This window comes from Geodermatophilus sp. SYSU D00691 (assembly GCF_054050275.1).
Window position 1 is genome coordinate 1 of record NZ_JBJGYZ010000043.1, and the last position, 15,186, is coordinate 15,186.

The 15,186-nt window shown below is 75.2% G+C and carries 11 protein-coding genes, 2 tRNA genes and 2 pseudogenes; 6 read left to right on the top strand and 9 right to left on the bottom strand.

Going from position 1 to position 15,186, the window contains the following annotated elements:
- Window positions 1-100: pseudogene (locus ACI797_RS24170) on the top strand (IS5/IS1182 family transposase); the annotation flags it as partial.
- 23 nt (window positions 101-123) lie between these two features.
- Here ACI797_RS24170 and ACI797_RS24175 read toward each other — a convergent pair.
- The 6 genes from ACI797_RS24175 to ACI797_RS24200 form a co-directional block, all read right to left on the bottom strand.
- The gene (locus ACI797_RS24175) at window positions 124-2,442 is read right to left on the bottom strand and encodes a lysylphosphatidylglycerol synthase domain-containing protein (RefSeq protein ID WP_456862205.1); all 2,319 of its coding nucleotides are present in this window, start codon (window positions 2,440-2,442) and stop codon (window positions 124-126) included.
- Between the two features lie 637 nt (window positions 2,443-3,079).
- A tRNA-Gly gene (locus tag ACI797_RS24180) sits at window positions 3,080-3,153 on the bottom strand.
- Window positions 3,154-3,233: 80 nt separating this feature from the next.
- Entirely contained in the window at window positions 3,234-6,446 is a 3,213-nt protein-coding gene (locus ACI797_RS24185) for a heavy metal translocating P-type ATPase (protein WP_456862207.1), read from the bottom strand.
- 76 nt (window positions 6,447-6,522) lie between these two features.
- Complete coding sequence (locus ACI797_RS24190; protein ID WP_456862210.1) at window positions 6,523-6,981, bottom strand: N-acetyltransferase family protein; 459 nt, start codon at window positions 6,979-6,981, stop codon at window positions 6,523-6,525.
- Window positions 6,982-7,109: 128 nt separating this feature from the next.
- Window positions 7,110-7,343 carry a heavy-metal-associated domain-containing protein gene (locus tag ACI797_RS24195; protein ID WP_456862212.1) on the bottom strand — a complete coding sequence of 78 codons (234 nt, stop codon included), beginning with the start codon at window positions 7,341-7,343 and terminating at the stop codon, window positions 7,110-7,112.
- A 33-nt stretch (window positions 7,344-7,376) separates the two neighbouring features.
- Entirely contained in the window at window positions 7,377-8,825 is a 1,449-nt protein-coding gene (locus tag ACI797_RS24200; RefSeq protein ID WP_456862214.1) for an MFS transporter, read from the bottom strand.
- Between the two features lie 111 nt (window positions 8,826-8,936).
- On the opposite strand from ACI797_RS24200, the gene ACI797_RS24205 reads away from it, so the two are divergent.
- Genes ACI797_RS24205 through ACI797_RS24220 form a run of 4 tightly spaced genes read left to right on the top strand, consistent with a single transcriptional unit; the run spans window position 8,937 to window position 13,519 of the window.
- On the top strand, window positions 8,937-11,648 hold the full coding sequence (locus ACI797_RS24205) for an AAA family ATPase (protein WP_456862216.1): 2,712 nt from the start codon (window positions 8,937-8,939) through the stop codon (window positions 11,646-11,648).
- Window positions 11,649-11,703: 55 nt separating this feature from the next.
- Window positions 11,704-12,774: a flavin-containing monooxygenase gene (locus ACI797_RS24210; protein ID WP_456862218.1), complete on the top strand. Its 1,071-nt coding sequence runs from the start codon at window positions 11,704-11,706 to the stop codon at window positions 12,772-12,774.
- Entirely contained in the window at window positions 12,771-13,118 is a 348-nt protein-coding gene (locus ACI797_RS24215) for a hypothetical protein (protein WP_456862220.1), read from the top strand. The genes ACI797_RS24210 and ACI797_RS24215 overlap by 4 nt, the downstream gene beginning before the upstream one ends.
- A 2-nt stretch (window positions 13,119-13,120) precedes the next feature.
- The gene (locus tag ACI797_RS24220; RefSeq protein ID WP_456862222.1) at window positions 13,121-13,519 is read left to right on the top strand and encodes a hypothetical protein; all 399 of its coding nucleotides are present in this window, start codon (window positions 13,121-13,123) and stop codon (window positions 13,517-13,519) included.
- A 260-nt stretch (window positions 13,520-13,779) separates the two neighbouring features.
- Here the strand turns inward: ACI797_RS24220 and ACI797_RS24225 are convergent.
- From ACI797_RS24225 to ACI797_RS24235, 3 genes and pseudogenes are all read right to left on the bottom strand, one after another.
- Window positions 13,780-14,133: pseudogene (locus ACI797_RS24225) on the bottom strand (class I SAM-dependent methyltransferase); the annotation flags it as partial.
- Between the two features lie 58 nt (window positions 14,134-14,191).
- Window positions 14,192-14,800: a hypothetical protein gene (locus tag ACI797_RS24230; RefSeq protein WP_456862223.1), complete on the bottom strand. Its 609-nt coding sequence runs from the start codon at window positions 14,798-14,800 to the stop codon at window positions 14,192-14,194.
- Window positions 14,748-15,056: a BTAD domain-containing putative transcriptional regulator gene (locus ACI797_RS24235; protein WP_456862225.1), complete on the bottom strand. Its 309-nt coding sequence runs from the start codon at window positions 15,054-15,056 to the stop codon at window positions 14,748-14,750. Before ACI797_RS24235 ends, ACI797_RS24230 begins: the two co-directional genes overlap by 53 nt.
- On the opposite strand from ACI797_RS24235, the gene ACI797_RS24240 reads away from it, so the two are divergent.
- Window positions 15,029-15,102 (top strand) — tRNA-Pro (locus ACI797_RS24240). The genes ACI797_RS24235 and ACI797_RS24240 overlap by 28 nt on opposite strands.
- Window positions 15,103-15,186: the final 84 nt, after the last annotated feature.

Consider the following 15,186-nt stretch of genomic DNA (forward strand, 5'->3'; position numbering starts at 1 on the left):
CATGGCCGCCCGGCTCACCGGACGGCACATCGAGCCGCACGGCCCCATCGAGACCGAGGCCGCCCGCCGCCTCGCCGAAGACCTCGACGAGCAGCAGTAGCCGATCAGTTACCCAACACCCTCTCAGACGTAGTTCCACCGTTGCAGCAGGTGGAGCGCGAGCCAGCCGGGCAGCACCGGCAGCCAGTAGGTCGCCAGCCGGTAGGTGAGGACGGCGGAAACCGCGACGCCGCTGGCGACGCCGATGCCGGTCAGGCCGGCGATGAGGGCGGCCTCCAGCGGCCCGAGGCCACCAGGTGTCGGGGCGGCTGCTGCGATCACCGAACCGGCGAGATAGACCGCGCCTATCCCCGCCAATGCTGCGGTGCCGCCGAAGGTGTGGACGGCGGTGGCAAGCGCGCCGATGTACGCGAGGGTCACCCCTGCCGAACCGCCGATCAGCAGAGCGAGCTTCCCCGGGCTCCGTGCCACCCGGCGGAGACTGCGAGCCCCGCTACGCACCGCGCCGACCACGGGGGCGAGAACTCTCCGCCGTCCCCAACGGGTGACCATGAGGAGACCCACGGTCGCCGCGAGGGCGGCCAGGCCGAGCAGCAGCTTGCTCGTGGATGGCAGGTGGAACGCGCCGGCGAGGTTGTTGCCGGCCCAGGCGAAGAACAGGATCAGCAACCCAACGTGCACGATGCCGCCGGCGAGGCTGTTGAGCCCGACCGCGGCCACCGCAGGCCCGGACTCGATTCCGCTCTTCTGCAGGAACCGGACGTTGAGCGCCATCCCGCCGATGTTGGCCGGTGAGACCCGGTTCGCGAACGAGGACGCCAGTTGGCTGAGCAGAGTGGGCAGCGGTGACAGCCGCTGCGGCACCGATCCGAGGACCGAGACGGCGCTGGCCACGTAGCTCGCCGCCGACAGCACGAGCAGCAGCGGGACCCATGCCCAGTCCGCGGAGAGGAACACTCGCCAGCTGCTGCCGACCTGCGCGAGCTGGGGGAGGAGGAAGTAGAACGCCCCTGCGGCCGCGGTGATCATGAGCAGGGTTCTGAGCCGGATCCGTTGCAGGCGGGGCATGTCGTTGGCCGGCGCGGACGCCGCAGCGGCGGCTGCCGTCCTGGTGCGGCCGAGCAGGTCCGGCTCGCCGCGGACTGCCCGTCTCGTTGCCGACGACAGCGGCAACGGCTGGAGCAGCGGGACAGCACTGGCAAGATCCGCGCGGCCCAGCACTGCGGCAGCGGCCGCGACGGCGCGGTCGGGACCGACCAGGCCGGCAGTCGAGGCCAGCAGTTCGGCTCGATCCAGCGCCTGTTGCCGTTCGGTGGCCACCAGCTCGGCGAAGCTGAAGTCGACGATCCACTGCCGGGACGCGTCGTCGACCATCACGTTCGCCGAGCGCAGCGACCGGTGGGCGATGCCCGCTCCGTGCATGCAGCTCACCTGATCCCACAGGCCTTCGAGCAGTTCGTCGGTGACCTGTTCCACCGGCCCGTCCTGAAGAGACCGGCCGTCGATGTACTGCATGACCAGGAGAAGGGATCCGTCGGACGCCTCGGCGAGCCGGTCGAAGTGCGGCACCCGGACGGCGGCCCGCTCGGCGACCAGCCCGACCAACGCCTGATGCTCGACGGACTGCTTCAACGACGACGCCGGGGGAACGTCACCGACCCCACGCAGCCGTGCGAGCCGATAGCCCCGATACAGCAGATCGGCGTGCCGCTGGTCCCGGCCGAGTGCCTTCACGAAACGCCGGTCCCCGTCGGTCAGGGTCGCGATGAAGGGCCACGACCCCTTCGTCACCACATCCGCCCGGCGTACCGATCGGACCGGGAGCCCGGCCGCGCTCAACGCCTCCGCCACGGCCTCCTCGTCGATCCGCTGGTCCGGCGTTCCGAGTGCGACCAGCACGCCGGCCCCGACGACCGCGCCCACCGCCAAGGCGAGGAGCAGCTCGATCGGCAGTGCCACACCTGCGACCAGCTCCGCGACCGCCGACAGACCGACGACGAGCCACGCGGCCCGGCGCCACGACGGGCTCAACCACGGTCCGGCGGCGAGGGTCACCGCGACCGCAGCGGCCACGGCGGCGGGCCCCGGATAGCCTGCGCCGAAGAGCCAACCCGCCGAGCGTCGATTTGCCTCGACTTCCGCTGGGTCGGCGGAGGAGAGCAGCAGGACGAGTCCGGCCCACCCGGCCGCCGCGGCGACCGCGGTCCCGACGAGTGAGGCCAGCAACCGGAACCGCCGGAACCACAGGAGTGCACCGACTGCCAGTACCGGGGCCAGTACCGCGATCGCCTGGACCGTGCCGACCAGGAGCCGGCCGACCACCGTATGTGGCCCGGCCCCTGCCACGACCGCGGCGTCGGGACCCCAGAGCGCATCGGCCGCGACCAAGGACGCCGCCAGGACGACCAGCAGCAACAGGCCGGCCGCGATCAGCCACAGCACGTCCCCCGGATGGCGATATCGGGACGGCGGCATCAACCCAGGGCGCCCGGACTGCGCCACCGAACCGCGTGCGTCGACTCGTCGGGTCATCGCATGCTCTCAAGCCTGCGGACGCAGCGCTGGAGGACCCGGCGCACGCTGGGGATAGGGCCTGATGTAGCCGTCCCGCGCGGTGCATGGCCGGCCACCCCGAGCGACGCCCACCTGCCGCCCGGCGGTCGTCGAGTCCAGCCGAGGCGGCACGAGGCCCGCCACCAAGCGCGCGTGCGACGTGCCGGGCGCCCGAGAGACGTCCCCTCGAGGACGCGCGTCGACGTAGACCCAGACCCAGCATCCGGAGGGCTCATGCGGCCGGTGTCCCGTCGTTCCCCAGCCAGTCAGGGAGCCGACGCTCCACCCCGTGCCAGGCGACGTCAAGGCCGACGCGCGTGCCAGGTCGACCGTCTCCGGTGCCCCGGCCCACACGGGTGTTCGGGCCCGTCACGGGGCGGCCGATTCGAGCGAGAAGTGCCCCGGGCCGGCGCGACGTCGATGACGCCGGCCATCTCGCGGTGGGCTGCGGCGTGATGAAGACAAGACCAAGGTTGCCGGCGATCGATCGGTCGAGCGGCGGACCGGTCTCCCGCGACACTCGCGCTGGAGCGGGTGACGGGAATCGAACCCGCATGGCCAGCTTGGAAGGCTGGGGCTCTACCATTGAGCTACACCCGCGGAGGTGCCCGCCCAGAGTAGCGGGCCACCGAGCCGCGGCCGCGAGGGCGCCCGAAGCGGACGCCCTCGCGGCTTACGGATCACCCGGCCTGCACCGTGAACGGCGCGGTGACCACGTCGCCGTCGGCCAGCCGGAACTGGGCCCACAGCTGGTAGACCCCGGCCGTCGGGAACTCGGCGTGGACCTCGAGCTCCGGGCCGAACGTCGTCCCCGGCAGGGCGAACACCGGTCGGCCGGCGGCGTCGGTCACCTCGGCGTGCTCGTGGGCGAAGGTCTGCCCGTCGGCCCGCATCACCACGACGTGGCCGGCCGCCGCCAGGTACGGCTGCAGGTCGTCCACCGGCCGGCCGGTCGCCGCGTCGGTGAGAGTGAAGTGCAGGTCGCTCCCGCCGCCGACCGAGGCCGCGCCGTCCAGGGACACCCGCACGCCGGCCACCTCGACCGCCCGCGGGCCGGCCGTCAGGGTCACCGGCGCAGGCGCAGCCCCCGCCACGGTAAGAACCTGCCGCGCGTGGACGTCGGCCATCTCGCCCTGCCGCCGGAACTCCGTGTTCACGATGTACCGCCCGGCCGACGGAAAGGTCACCGAAACCGCCAGCTCACCCGGCCGGCCCGTCGGCTCCGGGTGGACGTGCGCGAACGTGCCCAAGTCCTCCCGCGTGGCGATCAGGTGCATCCACGCCTCGTGGCTGCGGGTGACGTCCTCGATCGGCTCACCGGTAGCGGCGTCCCGAAGCGAGACCACCAGTCGCGTCGGCTCGCCCGGCTGCACGTCGGCCGGTAGGGAGAGCCGGACGTCGACCGCAGCGTCAGCAGCGTCGACCGGCGGCACCTCCGCGGTCATCATCACGCTCATCTCCGGCCGCATCGGCATGCCGGTGCCCTGCACCCACGCCAGCTGGCCGTTCATCCCGCGCTCGGCGAAGTCCATCCGCGACACCGCGGTCAGCGAAGCCCCCAGCGCCAGCGCGACGACGGCCACGCCGGTCAGGTACGCGTACTGGCCCACCCGGGCCCGCAGCGGTGGCCGCAGCACCTCTGACACGGACGCCGGACGGCGGAACCGCCGCAGCCGCAGCGCGTTGGTCAGCACGCTCACCGAGCTCATCGCCATGGCGGCTGACGCCAGCACCGGGTCCAGCAGCAGCCCGTCCCACCAGAACAGCGCGCCGGCCGCGACCGGGATCAGCAGCAGGTTGTAGCCGAACGCCCAGGCCAGGCCCTGCTTCATCGTCGTCACCGTCCGCCGCGACAGCGCGATCGCCGAGACGATGCCCCGCAGGTCGCCACCCACCAGCGTGATGTCCGACGCCGCGATCGCGACGTCCGCACCCGTGCCGACGGCGATGCCCACGTCTGCGGCCGACAGCGCGGCGGCGTCGTTGATGCCGTCGCCGGCCATCGCGACCACGTGCCCGTCGGCTTGCAGCCGGCGCACCGTGGCCGCCTTGTCCGCGGGCAGCACGTCGGCCAGCACGTGCTCGATGCCGACCTGCTGCGCGATCGCGGCGGCGGTCGCCGCGTTGTCGCCCGTCAGCATCCACACCTGCACGCCCAGCGCCTGCAGGTGCGCGACCGCCTCGGCGGACTCCGGCTTGACCGTGTCGGCCACCGCCAGCACCGCAGCCAACGACCCGTCGACCGCGACGAACATCGGCGTCCGGCCCGCAGCGGCCTCGGCGGCGGCAGCGGAGGCCAGCCCGTCCACGGAGATCCCGCGCGCCGCCATCAGCGCCGCGTTGCCCACGTGCACGTCCCGGTCGCCGACGACGGCGTCGATCCCGTGCCCGGGCACCGCGTCGAACGAGCGCAGCGGAGGCAGGTCGAGGAAGCGCTCGGCCGCAGCGGCCACCAGAGCCTCGCCGACCGGGTGCTCGCTGCCCGTCTCCGCGGCCGCGACCAGCGCGAGGACGTCGTCCTCGTCCCAGCCGGGAGCCACCACGACAGAAGTGAGGGCGGGCTTGCCCCGCGTGATCGTGCCGGTCTTGTCCAGGACGACGGCGGTGACCCGGCGGGCGGTCTCCAGCGCGTCGCCGTTGCCGATCAGGATGCCCAGCTCGGCGGCGCGGCCGGTGCCGACCATCACCGCGGTCGGCGTGGCCAGCCCCAGCGCGCACGGGCAGGCGATGATCAGCACGGCGATGGTCGTGGTGATCGCCATCGTCATCGCGCCGAACAGCGCCCAGCCCACGAACGTCGCGAGAGCCAGCAGCAGCACGATCGGGACGAACCAGGACGACACCCGGTCGGCCAGCCGCTGCAGCGGCACCTTCGCACCCTGCGCGTCCTCCACCAGCCGGACGATCTGCGCCAGCGCCGTGTCCGCGCCCACCGCGGTCGCCCGCAGCACGACGGTCCCGGTGCGGTTCAGCGTCGCGCCGATGACCGTGTCGCCGGCAGCCTTGTCCACCGGCAGGCTCTCGCCGGTCAGCATGCTCTCGTCGATCGCCGACGCGCCGGACGTGACGACGCCGTCCACCGGCACCTTCTCGCCGGGCCGCACCCGCACCAGGTCGCCGACGACGACCTGCTCGACCGGGACGTCGACCTCCGTGCCGTCGCGCAGCACCCGCGCGGTCTTGGGCGCCAGCCCGACCAGCGCCGTGATCGCCGAGGCGGTGCGCTTCTTCGCGCGACCCTCCATCCACCGGCCGGCCAGGACCAGCGCCAGGATCACCAGCGACGTCTCGAAGTACACGTGCAACGGCAGGCCCCACCGCTCGGCCGCCGCCGGCCAGAGCGTGACGAACGCGCTGTAGCCGTAGGCGACGAGCGTCCCGAGCGCGACCAGCGTGTTCATGTTGGTCGACCGGTGCTTCGCGGCGGTCCACGCGGCGCGGTAGACGTCGCGGCCGGCCCAGAACTGCCCGACGGTGGCGACGACGAGGATCGCCGGCATCAGCCAGTCCATCGTGTCCAGGTAGAGCGGCACGTACATCAGCACCATCAGCCCGAGGCCGGCGCCGAGCGTGATCTGCCACTTCCGCTTCAGCGCGGTGAGGCGCGAGTCGTCGTCCGGTTCCGGCTGCGGCGACGGGGCCGACGGTTCCGCCGCCTCCCGCCGCGGCGTCGCGGTGTAGCCGGAGCGGGCGACGGCCTCGGTCAGCTCGGCGAGGCCCACGGTCGCCGGGTCGAAGCGGACGGTGGCGACCTCGGTGGCCAGGTTGACCTCGGCGGCGACGACGCCATCCACCCTCGACAGCGCCTTCTCCACCCGGCGCACGCACGACGCGCAGGTCATGCCGCCGATCTCAAGGGTGCAGGCGGTGGGCGGCGGAGCGGTGGTGGTCATCGGATCTCTCCTCGTCGGGGCGTGGTCCGAGCCTCGGCGGCGGGCGCGAGGCTCGGACCGGGGGAATCGCCAGGGTTCAGGCGCTCGCGTACGCCTCGGGCGACCAGGCGGCGAGCACCTTGGGCCGCAGCCGCGCCCCGAGCCGGCGGTAGAACCGCTGCGCGTCGGTGTTCTCCGGCTCGACGCCCCAGGTGATGAGCAGCCGCTCGGGCGCGGCGACGGCGGCCAGCGCCGTCATCAGCCGCCGCCCGACCCCGCCGGAACGAGAACCGGGCCGGACGAACAGGTCGTCCAGGGCGAGGACGTCGCCGCCGGTCCACAGGTGCAGACGGCGGACGGCGGAGACGTAGCCGACGGCCGCGCCGTCCCGCTCGGCGAGCAGCACGGTGACGTCGGGCCGACCGAGCAGCGTCCGCCACAGCGCCTCGTCGACGTGCACGTGCGCCGACTGGTCCTCGTGCTCGGCGATCTCGCATACCATCGCCGCGACCTCGGGGGCGTCGTCCGGCCCGGCCGACCGGATGGTGACGGTCACGAGGCCTTCCGGGACCGGCGCGAGGCGCGGTGGCGGGAGGCGGCGCGGAGCAGGTCGGCCTGGTGGTTGCGGACGAGGTACTCGTCTACGGCGGTCATGGCGGTGTCCTTCCTCGAGCAAGGGGGAGGTCAGGGGACGAGCGAGTAGCCGGCCTCGTCGACCGCGGCGGCGATGTCGGCGCGGTCGACCGGCGAGGTCGTGGCGACGGTGACCGTGCCGGTGGCCAGGTCGACGGTCACGGACTCGACGCCGTCGACGGCCGAGATCTCCTCGGTGACCGCGCGCCGGCAGTGGTCGCAGGTCATGCCGTCGACCGTGAAGGTGGTCGAGCCGACGAACGTGCGGGGCGTGTTGGACAGCATCGGGAACTCCTCAGGGTGGGTGGGGGAGCGGACTCAGTGGCCGTGCGGGCCGTGGCCGTGGCCGGCCGGGGTCGCCGGCTTGCCGCCGGGGACGGCGAGCAGGGTGAGCAGGAACAGGCCGGCCAGGACGACGGCGGTGGCGGTGAAGGCGCGGCCGTAGCCGTCGACCAGCCCGGCCCGCGTGGCCAGGTCACCGGCGACCGCGGTGAGGCCGGCGACGCCGAGCGCGGCGCCGATCTCGTGGCCGGTCATCATCAGCCCGCTGGCCAGGCCCGAGCTCTCGGCCGGGACGTCGCCCATCGCGGCGACGGCGATGGCCACGAACATCGGCCCGACGCCGGCGCCGACCAGCAGGAACCCGGGAAGGACGTCGGCGGCGTACGAGGTGCCGCCGGCGTTGGCGGCCAGCAGCAGCACGCCACCGGCCATCACGACCAGCCCGCCGAGGATCAGCGGCTTCGCGCCCAGGTGCCCGATCGCGTGCGACGCCGCGGCGGCCGACAGCGTGATCGCCCCGGCCAGCGGCAGGAACTCCAGGCCCGCGACCAGCGCCGACGCCCCGACGACCGCCTGCAGGTACAGCGACGACAGGAAGATCGCGCCGACCACGACACCGGTGACGCCGGCCATCACCGCCGAGGCGGAGACCAGCGACCTGATGCGCCAGGTGGCCGGCGGCACCAGCGGGTCGGCCACCCGCCGCTCGAGCCGGGCGAAGGCGGTCAGCAGCACCGCGGCGACGGCCAGGGCGATCCAGGTGCGCGGCGCCGTCCACCCGGCCGAGCGGGTGGCCTCGATGCCGAACACCAGCGCCAGCAGCCCGCCGACCAGCGTGGCCGCGCCCGGCAGGTCCAGCCGGCGCAGTGTTCCGGTCCGCGTGCCTCGGGCGACGGTCCGCAGGGTGCCGGCGACGACGGCGATCCCGATCGGCACGTTGATGAAGAACACGGCCCGCCAGTCGAACGCGCTGGTCAGCGCCCCGCCGAACAGCACGCCGGCGGCGATGCCGAGGCTGCCGACGGTGCCCCAGACGGCCAGCGCGGTCTGCCGCTGCTTGCCGGCGTAGGCGGTCATGATGATCGACAGCGCCGCGGGGGTGAGCAGCGCGGCGCCGGCGCCCTGGGCGGCCCGCGAGACGATGAGCATCCACGGGGCCTGCGCGAGCGCGCTGGCCAGGGACGCGGCGGTGAACAGCCCGACCCCGGCGAGGAACGCGCGGCGCCGGTCGAGCACGTCGGCGATGCGGCCGCCGAGCAGCAGCAGGCCACCGGAGAGCAGCACGTAGGCGCTGACCGTCCACTGGTAGTCCGCGGCGGACAGGTGCAGGCCGCGGCTGATCGACGGCAGGGCGACGTTCACGACCGAGACGTCGAGGATCACCATGACCTGCGCGGCGATCATGAGCGCGAAGACGGTCCACGGGCGGCGCGGCTCGTCGGTGGGCGGGTGGTGTGCGGGGGAGACGGCGGAGTGGGCCGACATCGGTCCTCCTCGGGAGCAGGGGTGGGTTCGCCGCCACGCTCGCCGCCGGCGGGATCGCTCACGCCGGGGAAATCGCCAGGTTTCGTTCGTCCGCCTCGGTACGGTCTGGCCGTGCTGGCCGGACGCGACCCCGAGCGCGCGGCGGTCGCCGCGGCGGTCGACGCCGCCCGCGCGGGACGGGGCGGAGCGCTGGTCGTCCGCGGGGTCGCCGGCTCCGGCAAGACGACCCTGCTCACCGAGGCGCTGGCGGCGGTCGAGGACCTGACGGTGCTGCGCACCTCCGGCGTGGAGTCCGAGTCGCCGCTGGCCTTCGCCGCTCTGCAGCGGCTGCTGTGGCCGCTGCGCGGTCGGCTCGAGGCACTGCCGGCTCCGCAGCGGGCGGCGCTGCGCGCCGCGCTCGGCGAGGCCGACGGCGAGGGCGACCGGTTCCTCGCCTTCCTGGGCACGCTGAGCCTCCTCGCCGACGCCGCCGAGGAGCGCCCGCTGCTGGCCGTCGTCGACGACGCGCACTGGCTGGACGACGCTTCCTCCGCGGCGCTGTTGTTCGTCGCCCGGCGGTTGCAGGCCGAGCGGGTGGGGCTGCTGTTCGCCGCCCGGGACGGCGACGTCCGCCGCTTCGAGGCCGACGACCTGCCGACCGTCGTCCTGGGCGGGGTGACCGGCCCGGACGCCGACGCGCTGCTCTCCGCCCGCGGTGCCGTCGACCCGGCCGTGCGCGACGCGCTGGTCGCGAGCACCGGGGGCAACCCGCTGGCCCTGGTCGAGCTGGCCGGCGTGCTCACCGCGGGGCAGCTGGCCGGCACCGAGCCGCTGCCCAGCCCGCTGCCGCTGACCGGGGGAGTGGAGCGCGGGTTCCTCGAGCGCCACCGGCGGCTGCCCGAGGCGGCGCGGCGGTTCCTGGTGGTGGCCGCCGCCGACGACACCGGCCGGCTGACCGTCGTCCGCGACGCCGCCGAGGCGCTCGACGCGGGCGACGACGCCCTGGACGCGGTGGAGCGGGCCGGGCTCCTGCGGGTGGACGGCGACGCGCTGTCGATGTACCACCCGCTGGTGCGCTCGGCCGTCTACCGGGCGGCGACCAGCGCGCAGCGCCGGGCCGCGCACCGAGCGCTCGCCGACGTCCTCGGGGCCGACGCCGACCGGCGCGCGTGGCACCTGGCGGCCGCCGCCGACCGCCCGGACGAGACGGTCGTCGCCGCCCTGGACGGGGTCGCCGAGCGGGCCGCCGCCCGGGGCGGGCACGAGGCGGCGGCCGCGGCCTGGGCACGGGCCGCCGAGCTCACCCCCGGCGGCGAGGAGCGCGGCCGGCGGCTGTACCTCGCCGCGTCGTCGTCCTGGCTGGGTGCGCACCCCTCGCGGGCGATCGCGCTGGCCGACGCGGCCACCGCCCTGGTGACCGATCCGCTGCTGCGGGCGCGGCTGCTCCTGCTGCAGGGGACGGTCCTGTGGAACACCCGCTCGCTGGACGAGGGGTACGACCTCGTCCTGCAGGCCGCCGAGGTCGCCACCGGCACCGACGAGGCGATGGCGCGGCAGATGGCCATGCTCGCGGCGTCGCTGTCGGCTTTCGGGGCCCGGTCACCGCGCACCTTCGACCCGGTCCCGCTGGTGCCGCAGCCCCCGCCGGACGCGCCGGCCGTGCACCAGGTCGCGTTCCACCTCATGCACGGGTTCCACGCGCTGGCCCACCGGGATCCCGCAGCCGCCGCGCAGGCCTTCCGCTGCGCGTTCGCACGCACCGACGCGCAGCCGCTCGAGGGCGACCACGTGCTCCAGCCCAACCTGGCCATCGCCGCCTGGGTGATCGACGACGACGAGCGCAGCCTGCGGCTGCACGAGGACCAGCTCGTCGCCGCGCGCCGCGCCGGTGCCCTCACCATGGTCGAGCACGCGCTGACCCGCGGCTTCCTGTCCCGCCTCGCGACCGGCTCGTGGACGACGGCGGTGGCGGCCGCGGCGGAGGCGCTGTCGCTCATGGCCGGAGCCGGGCAGACGGTCCTGACGACGCTGCCGGCCGTCCAGCTCGCCCTGGTCGGCGCCCTCCGCGGGGAGGACGACGCCGACCGCCGGCTGGCCGAGGCCGCCGAGCTCCGCGAGGCGCACCCCTTCGGCGTCACGGACGGGCAGGTCGTGGGCATGCTCCACTGGGGGCGCGGCCTGCGCGCGGCGGCGCAGCCGGCGACCGCGCTGCACCACTACGAGCACATCGGGCTGCCGCTGATCCGCCGCCTGGCCGCCCTCGACGTGCTCGACGCCGCCTTCCGGGCCGGTCACGGCGACGTCCTCCGCGCCTGGGTCGAGGAGCTGGACGACTTCGCCGAGGGCACGGGCACGCCGAGCGCCGTCGCCGTCGTCGAGCACGGCCGCGCCCTGCTGGGCGACGGCGACGACGCCGACCAGCACTTCCGGCGGGCGCTGGCCGCCCACGCACGATCGCCGCGCGTGGCCGACCGCGCCCGCACCGAGCTGGCCTACGGCGAGTTCCTCCGCCGCAACCGCCGCCGGGTCGACGCGCGCGAGCACCTGCGGACCGCGCTCACCCTCTTCGAGGAGCTCGGCGCCACGCCGTGGGCCGAGCGCGCGGCGCAGGAGCTGCGTGCCTCCGGTGAGACCGCGCGCCGACGCGACGTCTCGACCGCCACCGACCTCACCGCGCAGGAACGCCAGGTGGCCGGGCTGGTCCGCCAGGGCCTGTCCAACCGGGACGCCGCCGCGCAGCTGTTCGTCAGCCCGCGCACCGTCGACTTCCACCTGCGCAACGTGTTCAGCAAGCTCGGCGTCGCCTCTCGGGCGGAGCTCATCGCGCTCCCGCTGGAGCTCTGAGAACCTGGCGGTTCTCCCGGCGTGAGCCGGGCGGCGCGTTCCTAGCGTCCTCGGCATGACCTTCGACGTGATCGGAATCGGCGCCGGCCAGGCCGGCCTCGCCCTCGGGCACTCCCTGGCCGCCCGCGGCGCCGACTTCCTGCTGCTCGACGCCGGCGCCGAGATCGGCTCGTCGTGGCGCAACCGGTGGGACTCGCTGCGGCTGTTCAGCCCCGCCCGGTACGACTCGCTGCCCGGCCTGCCGTTCCCCGCGCCGGCCGACACCCACCCCACCAAGGACGACGTCGCGGACTACCTGGCCGCCTACGCCCGGCACTTCCGGCTGCCGGTGCGGCTCGACAGCCCCGTCACCCGGCTGCACCGCGAGGACGACGGCACCTTCGCCGTCACCACGCCGACCGGGACGCTGCACGCGCGGCAGGTCGTCGTCGCCACCGGTCCGTTCCAGACGCCGTCCGTCCCCGCGATCGCCGCCGACCTCGACCCCCTGGTGCCGCAGCTGCACAGCGCGGGGTACCGCAACCCCGCCCAGCTGCCCGCCGGCAGCCGCGTGCTGGTCGTCGGCGCGGCCAACTCCGGTCTGCAGATCGCCGACGAGCTCGCCGGCAGCTGCGCGGTGACCGTGGCGGTCGGCTCGACGCCGAAGGAGCTGCCCCAGCGGGTGCTCGGCCGCGACCTCTTCTTCTGGCTGACCCGCTCGGGGTTCTTGACCGTGCCGACCGAGAGCCGCATCGCCCGCCGGCTGCGGGCCCGCGGCGACCTGGTCATCGGCACCCGCAGCAGCCGGCTGCGCCGCAGAGGGATCGGCTTCCGTCCCCGCCTCACCGGCGTCGCCGGGCGGACGGCGCGCTTCGCCGATGGCACGTCCGCCGAGGTGGACGCCGTCGTGTGGGCCACCGGCTTCCGCACCGACCACTCGTGGCTGCACGTGCCGGGCGTGGTCGAGGACGGCGCCGTCCGCCACCAGGCCGGCGTCACGGACGTGCCCGGCCTGTACTTCCTCGGGCTGCCCTGGCAGACCAGCCGCGGCTCGGCGCTGCTCGGCTTCGTCGGCCGGGACGCGGAGGCGCTGGACCGCCGCATGGCGGCGGACTCCGCGCGGATGCCGGCAGGAGCGGTCCGGTGACCGCGGTGCGGGACCTCGTCGGCGGCTACGCGCGCACCGTCCTGGTGCCGCTGATCGGCCTGGTCGCGGTGCCCGCCGGGTGGACCCTCGGTGCGGCCGAGGGCTGGCCGCTCGCGTGCGCCGCGGTGGCCGCCGCGAGCGCGATCAGCGCCGCGTGGCTGCACCTGCAGCGCTGGCCGCGGCCGCTGGTGCACCTGGTGACCTGGGCGGCGCCGGCCGCGCTGCTGGCCCCGCTGGCAGCGATCGGCCAGCTGTCGGCCGACGGGCTGACCCTGTGGGGACCGGTGGCCGTCGTGCTGGCGGTGTGCCTGGCGACGACCGGCCGCGCCGAGCAGGTGGCGTAGCCGTGCGCGCGCCCCTGCTCTGGGGTGCCGTCCTCGGCGTCGTCCAGGCGGCCTCCCCGCTGGCGTTCCCCTGGCTGCGTCCCGACACCGTCTACGCGCTGGGTCTCGCCCTGATCGCCGCCGTCTACATCGGGTTCGCCGTCGCCGACGGACGCCCGCGCGTCCTAGTCGTGGAGGTGGTCGTCGCCACGGTCTTCGTCGTCCTGGCCGCGGTCGCGCTGGCGGCCACCCCGTGGCTGCTCGTAGCCGGTCTGGCCGGTCACGGCGTCAAGGACGCCTGGCAGCACCGGACCGGCTTCGTGGCCGGCACCCGCTGGTGGCCGCCGTTCTGCGCCGCCGTCGACTGGGTCGCCGCGGCGCTCGTGGCGATCGCGCTGGGCACCGGCGTCGGGCTCTCCTGAGGCGCTCGCGCCGCCGTGGCCGAGGGTGGCCGGTTCACCGGACGGCGGCCGTCCCCAGGATCTGCGGGCGGGTCGGCATCGGCGGGCCGGCCTCCGGGAAGGCGAAGCGCTCCAGCGGTCCACGGTGAAGCCGGCCGCCTCGATCGACGCGAGGGTGTCGCGACCCGTGTGGCAGCTACCCCCGAACAAGGGCCACACGGTCGCGTCGAGCGCCCGCTGCACCCGCGCGTGCCCCGGGCGGGCCGACCGCACGTGCTCCCAGAAGTGCACCCCCCACCCGGCCGCAGCACCCGGCGCACCTCCCGCAGCGCGGCGGCCTGGTCGGGCACCGTGCACAGCACCAGCGAGACGACCGCCGCGTCGAACGAGCCGTCGTCGGCGGGCAGCCGGTCCGCGGCCCCGTCCACCACGGTCACCGGCACCGGCGCGGAGCCAGCGGCCTCCGCAGCCAGGCGTCGCAGACGTGCCTCCGGCTCCACCGCCACCACACCCGCCGAGTAGTGCGCGAAGTTCGTCCCCGTCCCCGCGCCGATCTCCACCACCCGGCCGGTCACGCCCGCCAGCAGCCGGTCCCTGATCTCCGCCGCTCCGTTGCGCTCGGCCGAGGCCGCCATCCGCGCCCAGAACCGCGCGAACACCGGGTGCGAGACCGTCGTCCCCACGCCGTCCCCCTCACTCGTGCGCGAGGCGCGCAGCCTCGAGAGCCACCAGGCGCATGCCGATCTCCTCGGCCACCTCCCGCGCCGCGGCGGCCTCCGCAGCCGCGGCCGCCCACTCTCCCCGGCCCGCGTGCAGCGATGCCAGCGCCAGCCGGCCCTTCGCCAGCCCGAGGTAGACCGCCACCGGCCCCAGCGCCCCGATGCCCCCGTGCACCGCCAGGTGGTCGGCGAACGGCAGCAGCCGGTCGGCGATCGCCGCCGGCACCGCGGGGTCGAGCCCCACTGACCCGGCCAGCGACGCGGCCACCACCACCTGCCAGCAGGTGATCGACGGCGCGTCCCACTGCTGCGGGTACGGCATGACGAGGTCCTGGCGGGCCTGCGCGTACAGCTGGGTCTGCTGGGTCAGCGCCCGCGACCGGTCGATCAGCTCGACCGCCACCTCGAAGTCCCCGTGCAGCAGCGCCCGCGCCGCCTGGAGGCTGATCAGCTGCGCCTGCGCCAGCGTCAGCCCCGCCCGCTCGGCGACGTCCCACGCCCGGGCGAGGTCCTCCCCGTCGCCCTCCGTGTCACCCAGCACCAGCCGCGCCACCGCCCGGCGGGCCGGCGCCAGCACGGTCACCGCGGGCCAGCGCGTCGGCGGTGCGACCGGCCGCCACCAGCGCGTCGACCAGCTGCACCCACGGCCGCTCTCGCAGCGGGTGCTCGGCGACCAGCGCCTCGGCGCCGGCCGCTGGTCGCCGCCGCCGGCCGGGAGGACCTCCTGGTGCGGGTGGCGGCCGCGCTGGAGGAGGCGTCGCCCTGGGCCGGACGGCGCCCGGGCGGTGCACGCCTAGACTCGCGGGGGCCACGGGGTGTGGCGCAGCTTGGTAGCGCACCCGCTTTGGGAGCGGGGGGCCGTGGGTTCAAATCCCGCCACCCCGACGCGACGCTCCGCGACGTCTCTAGACTCGTGGGCCGACCCGGCGCCGTCCGCCCTGACCGGTGCCCACCCCCGCAGAACGTCTA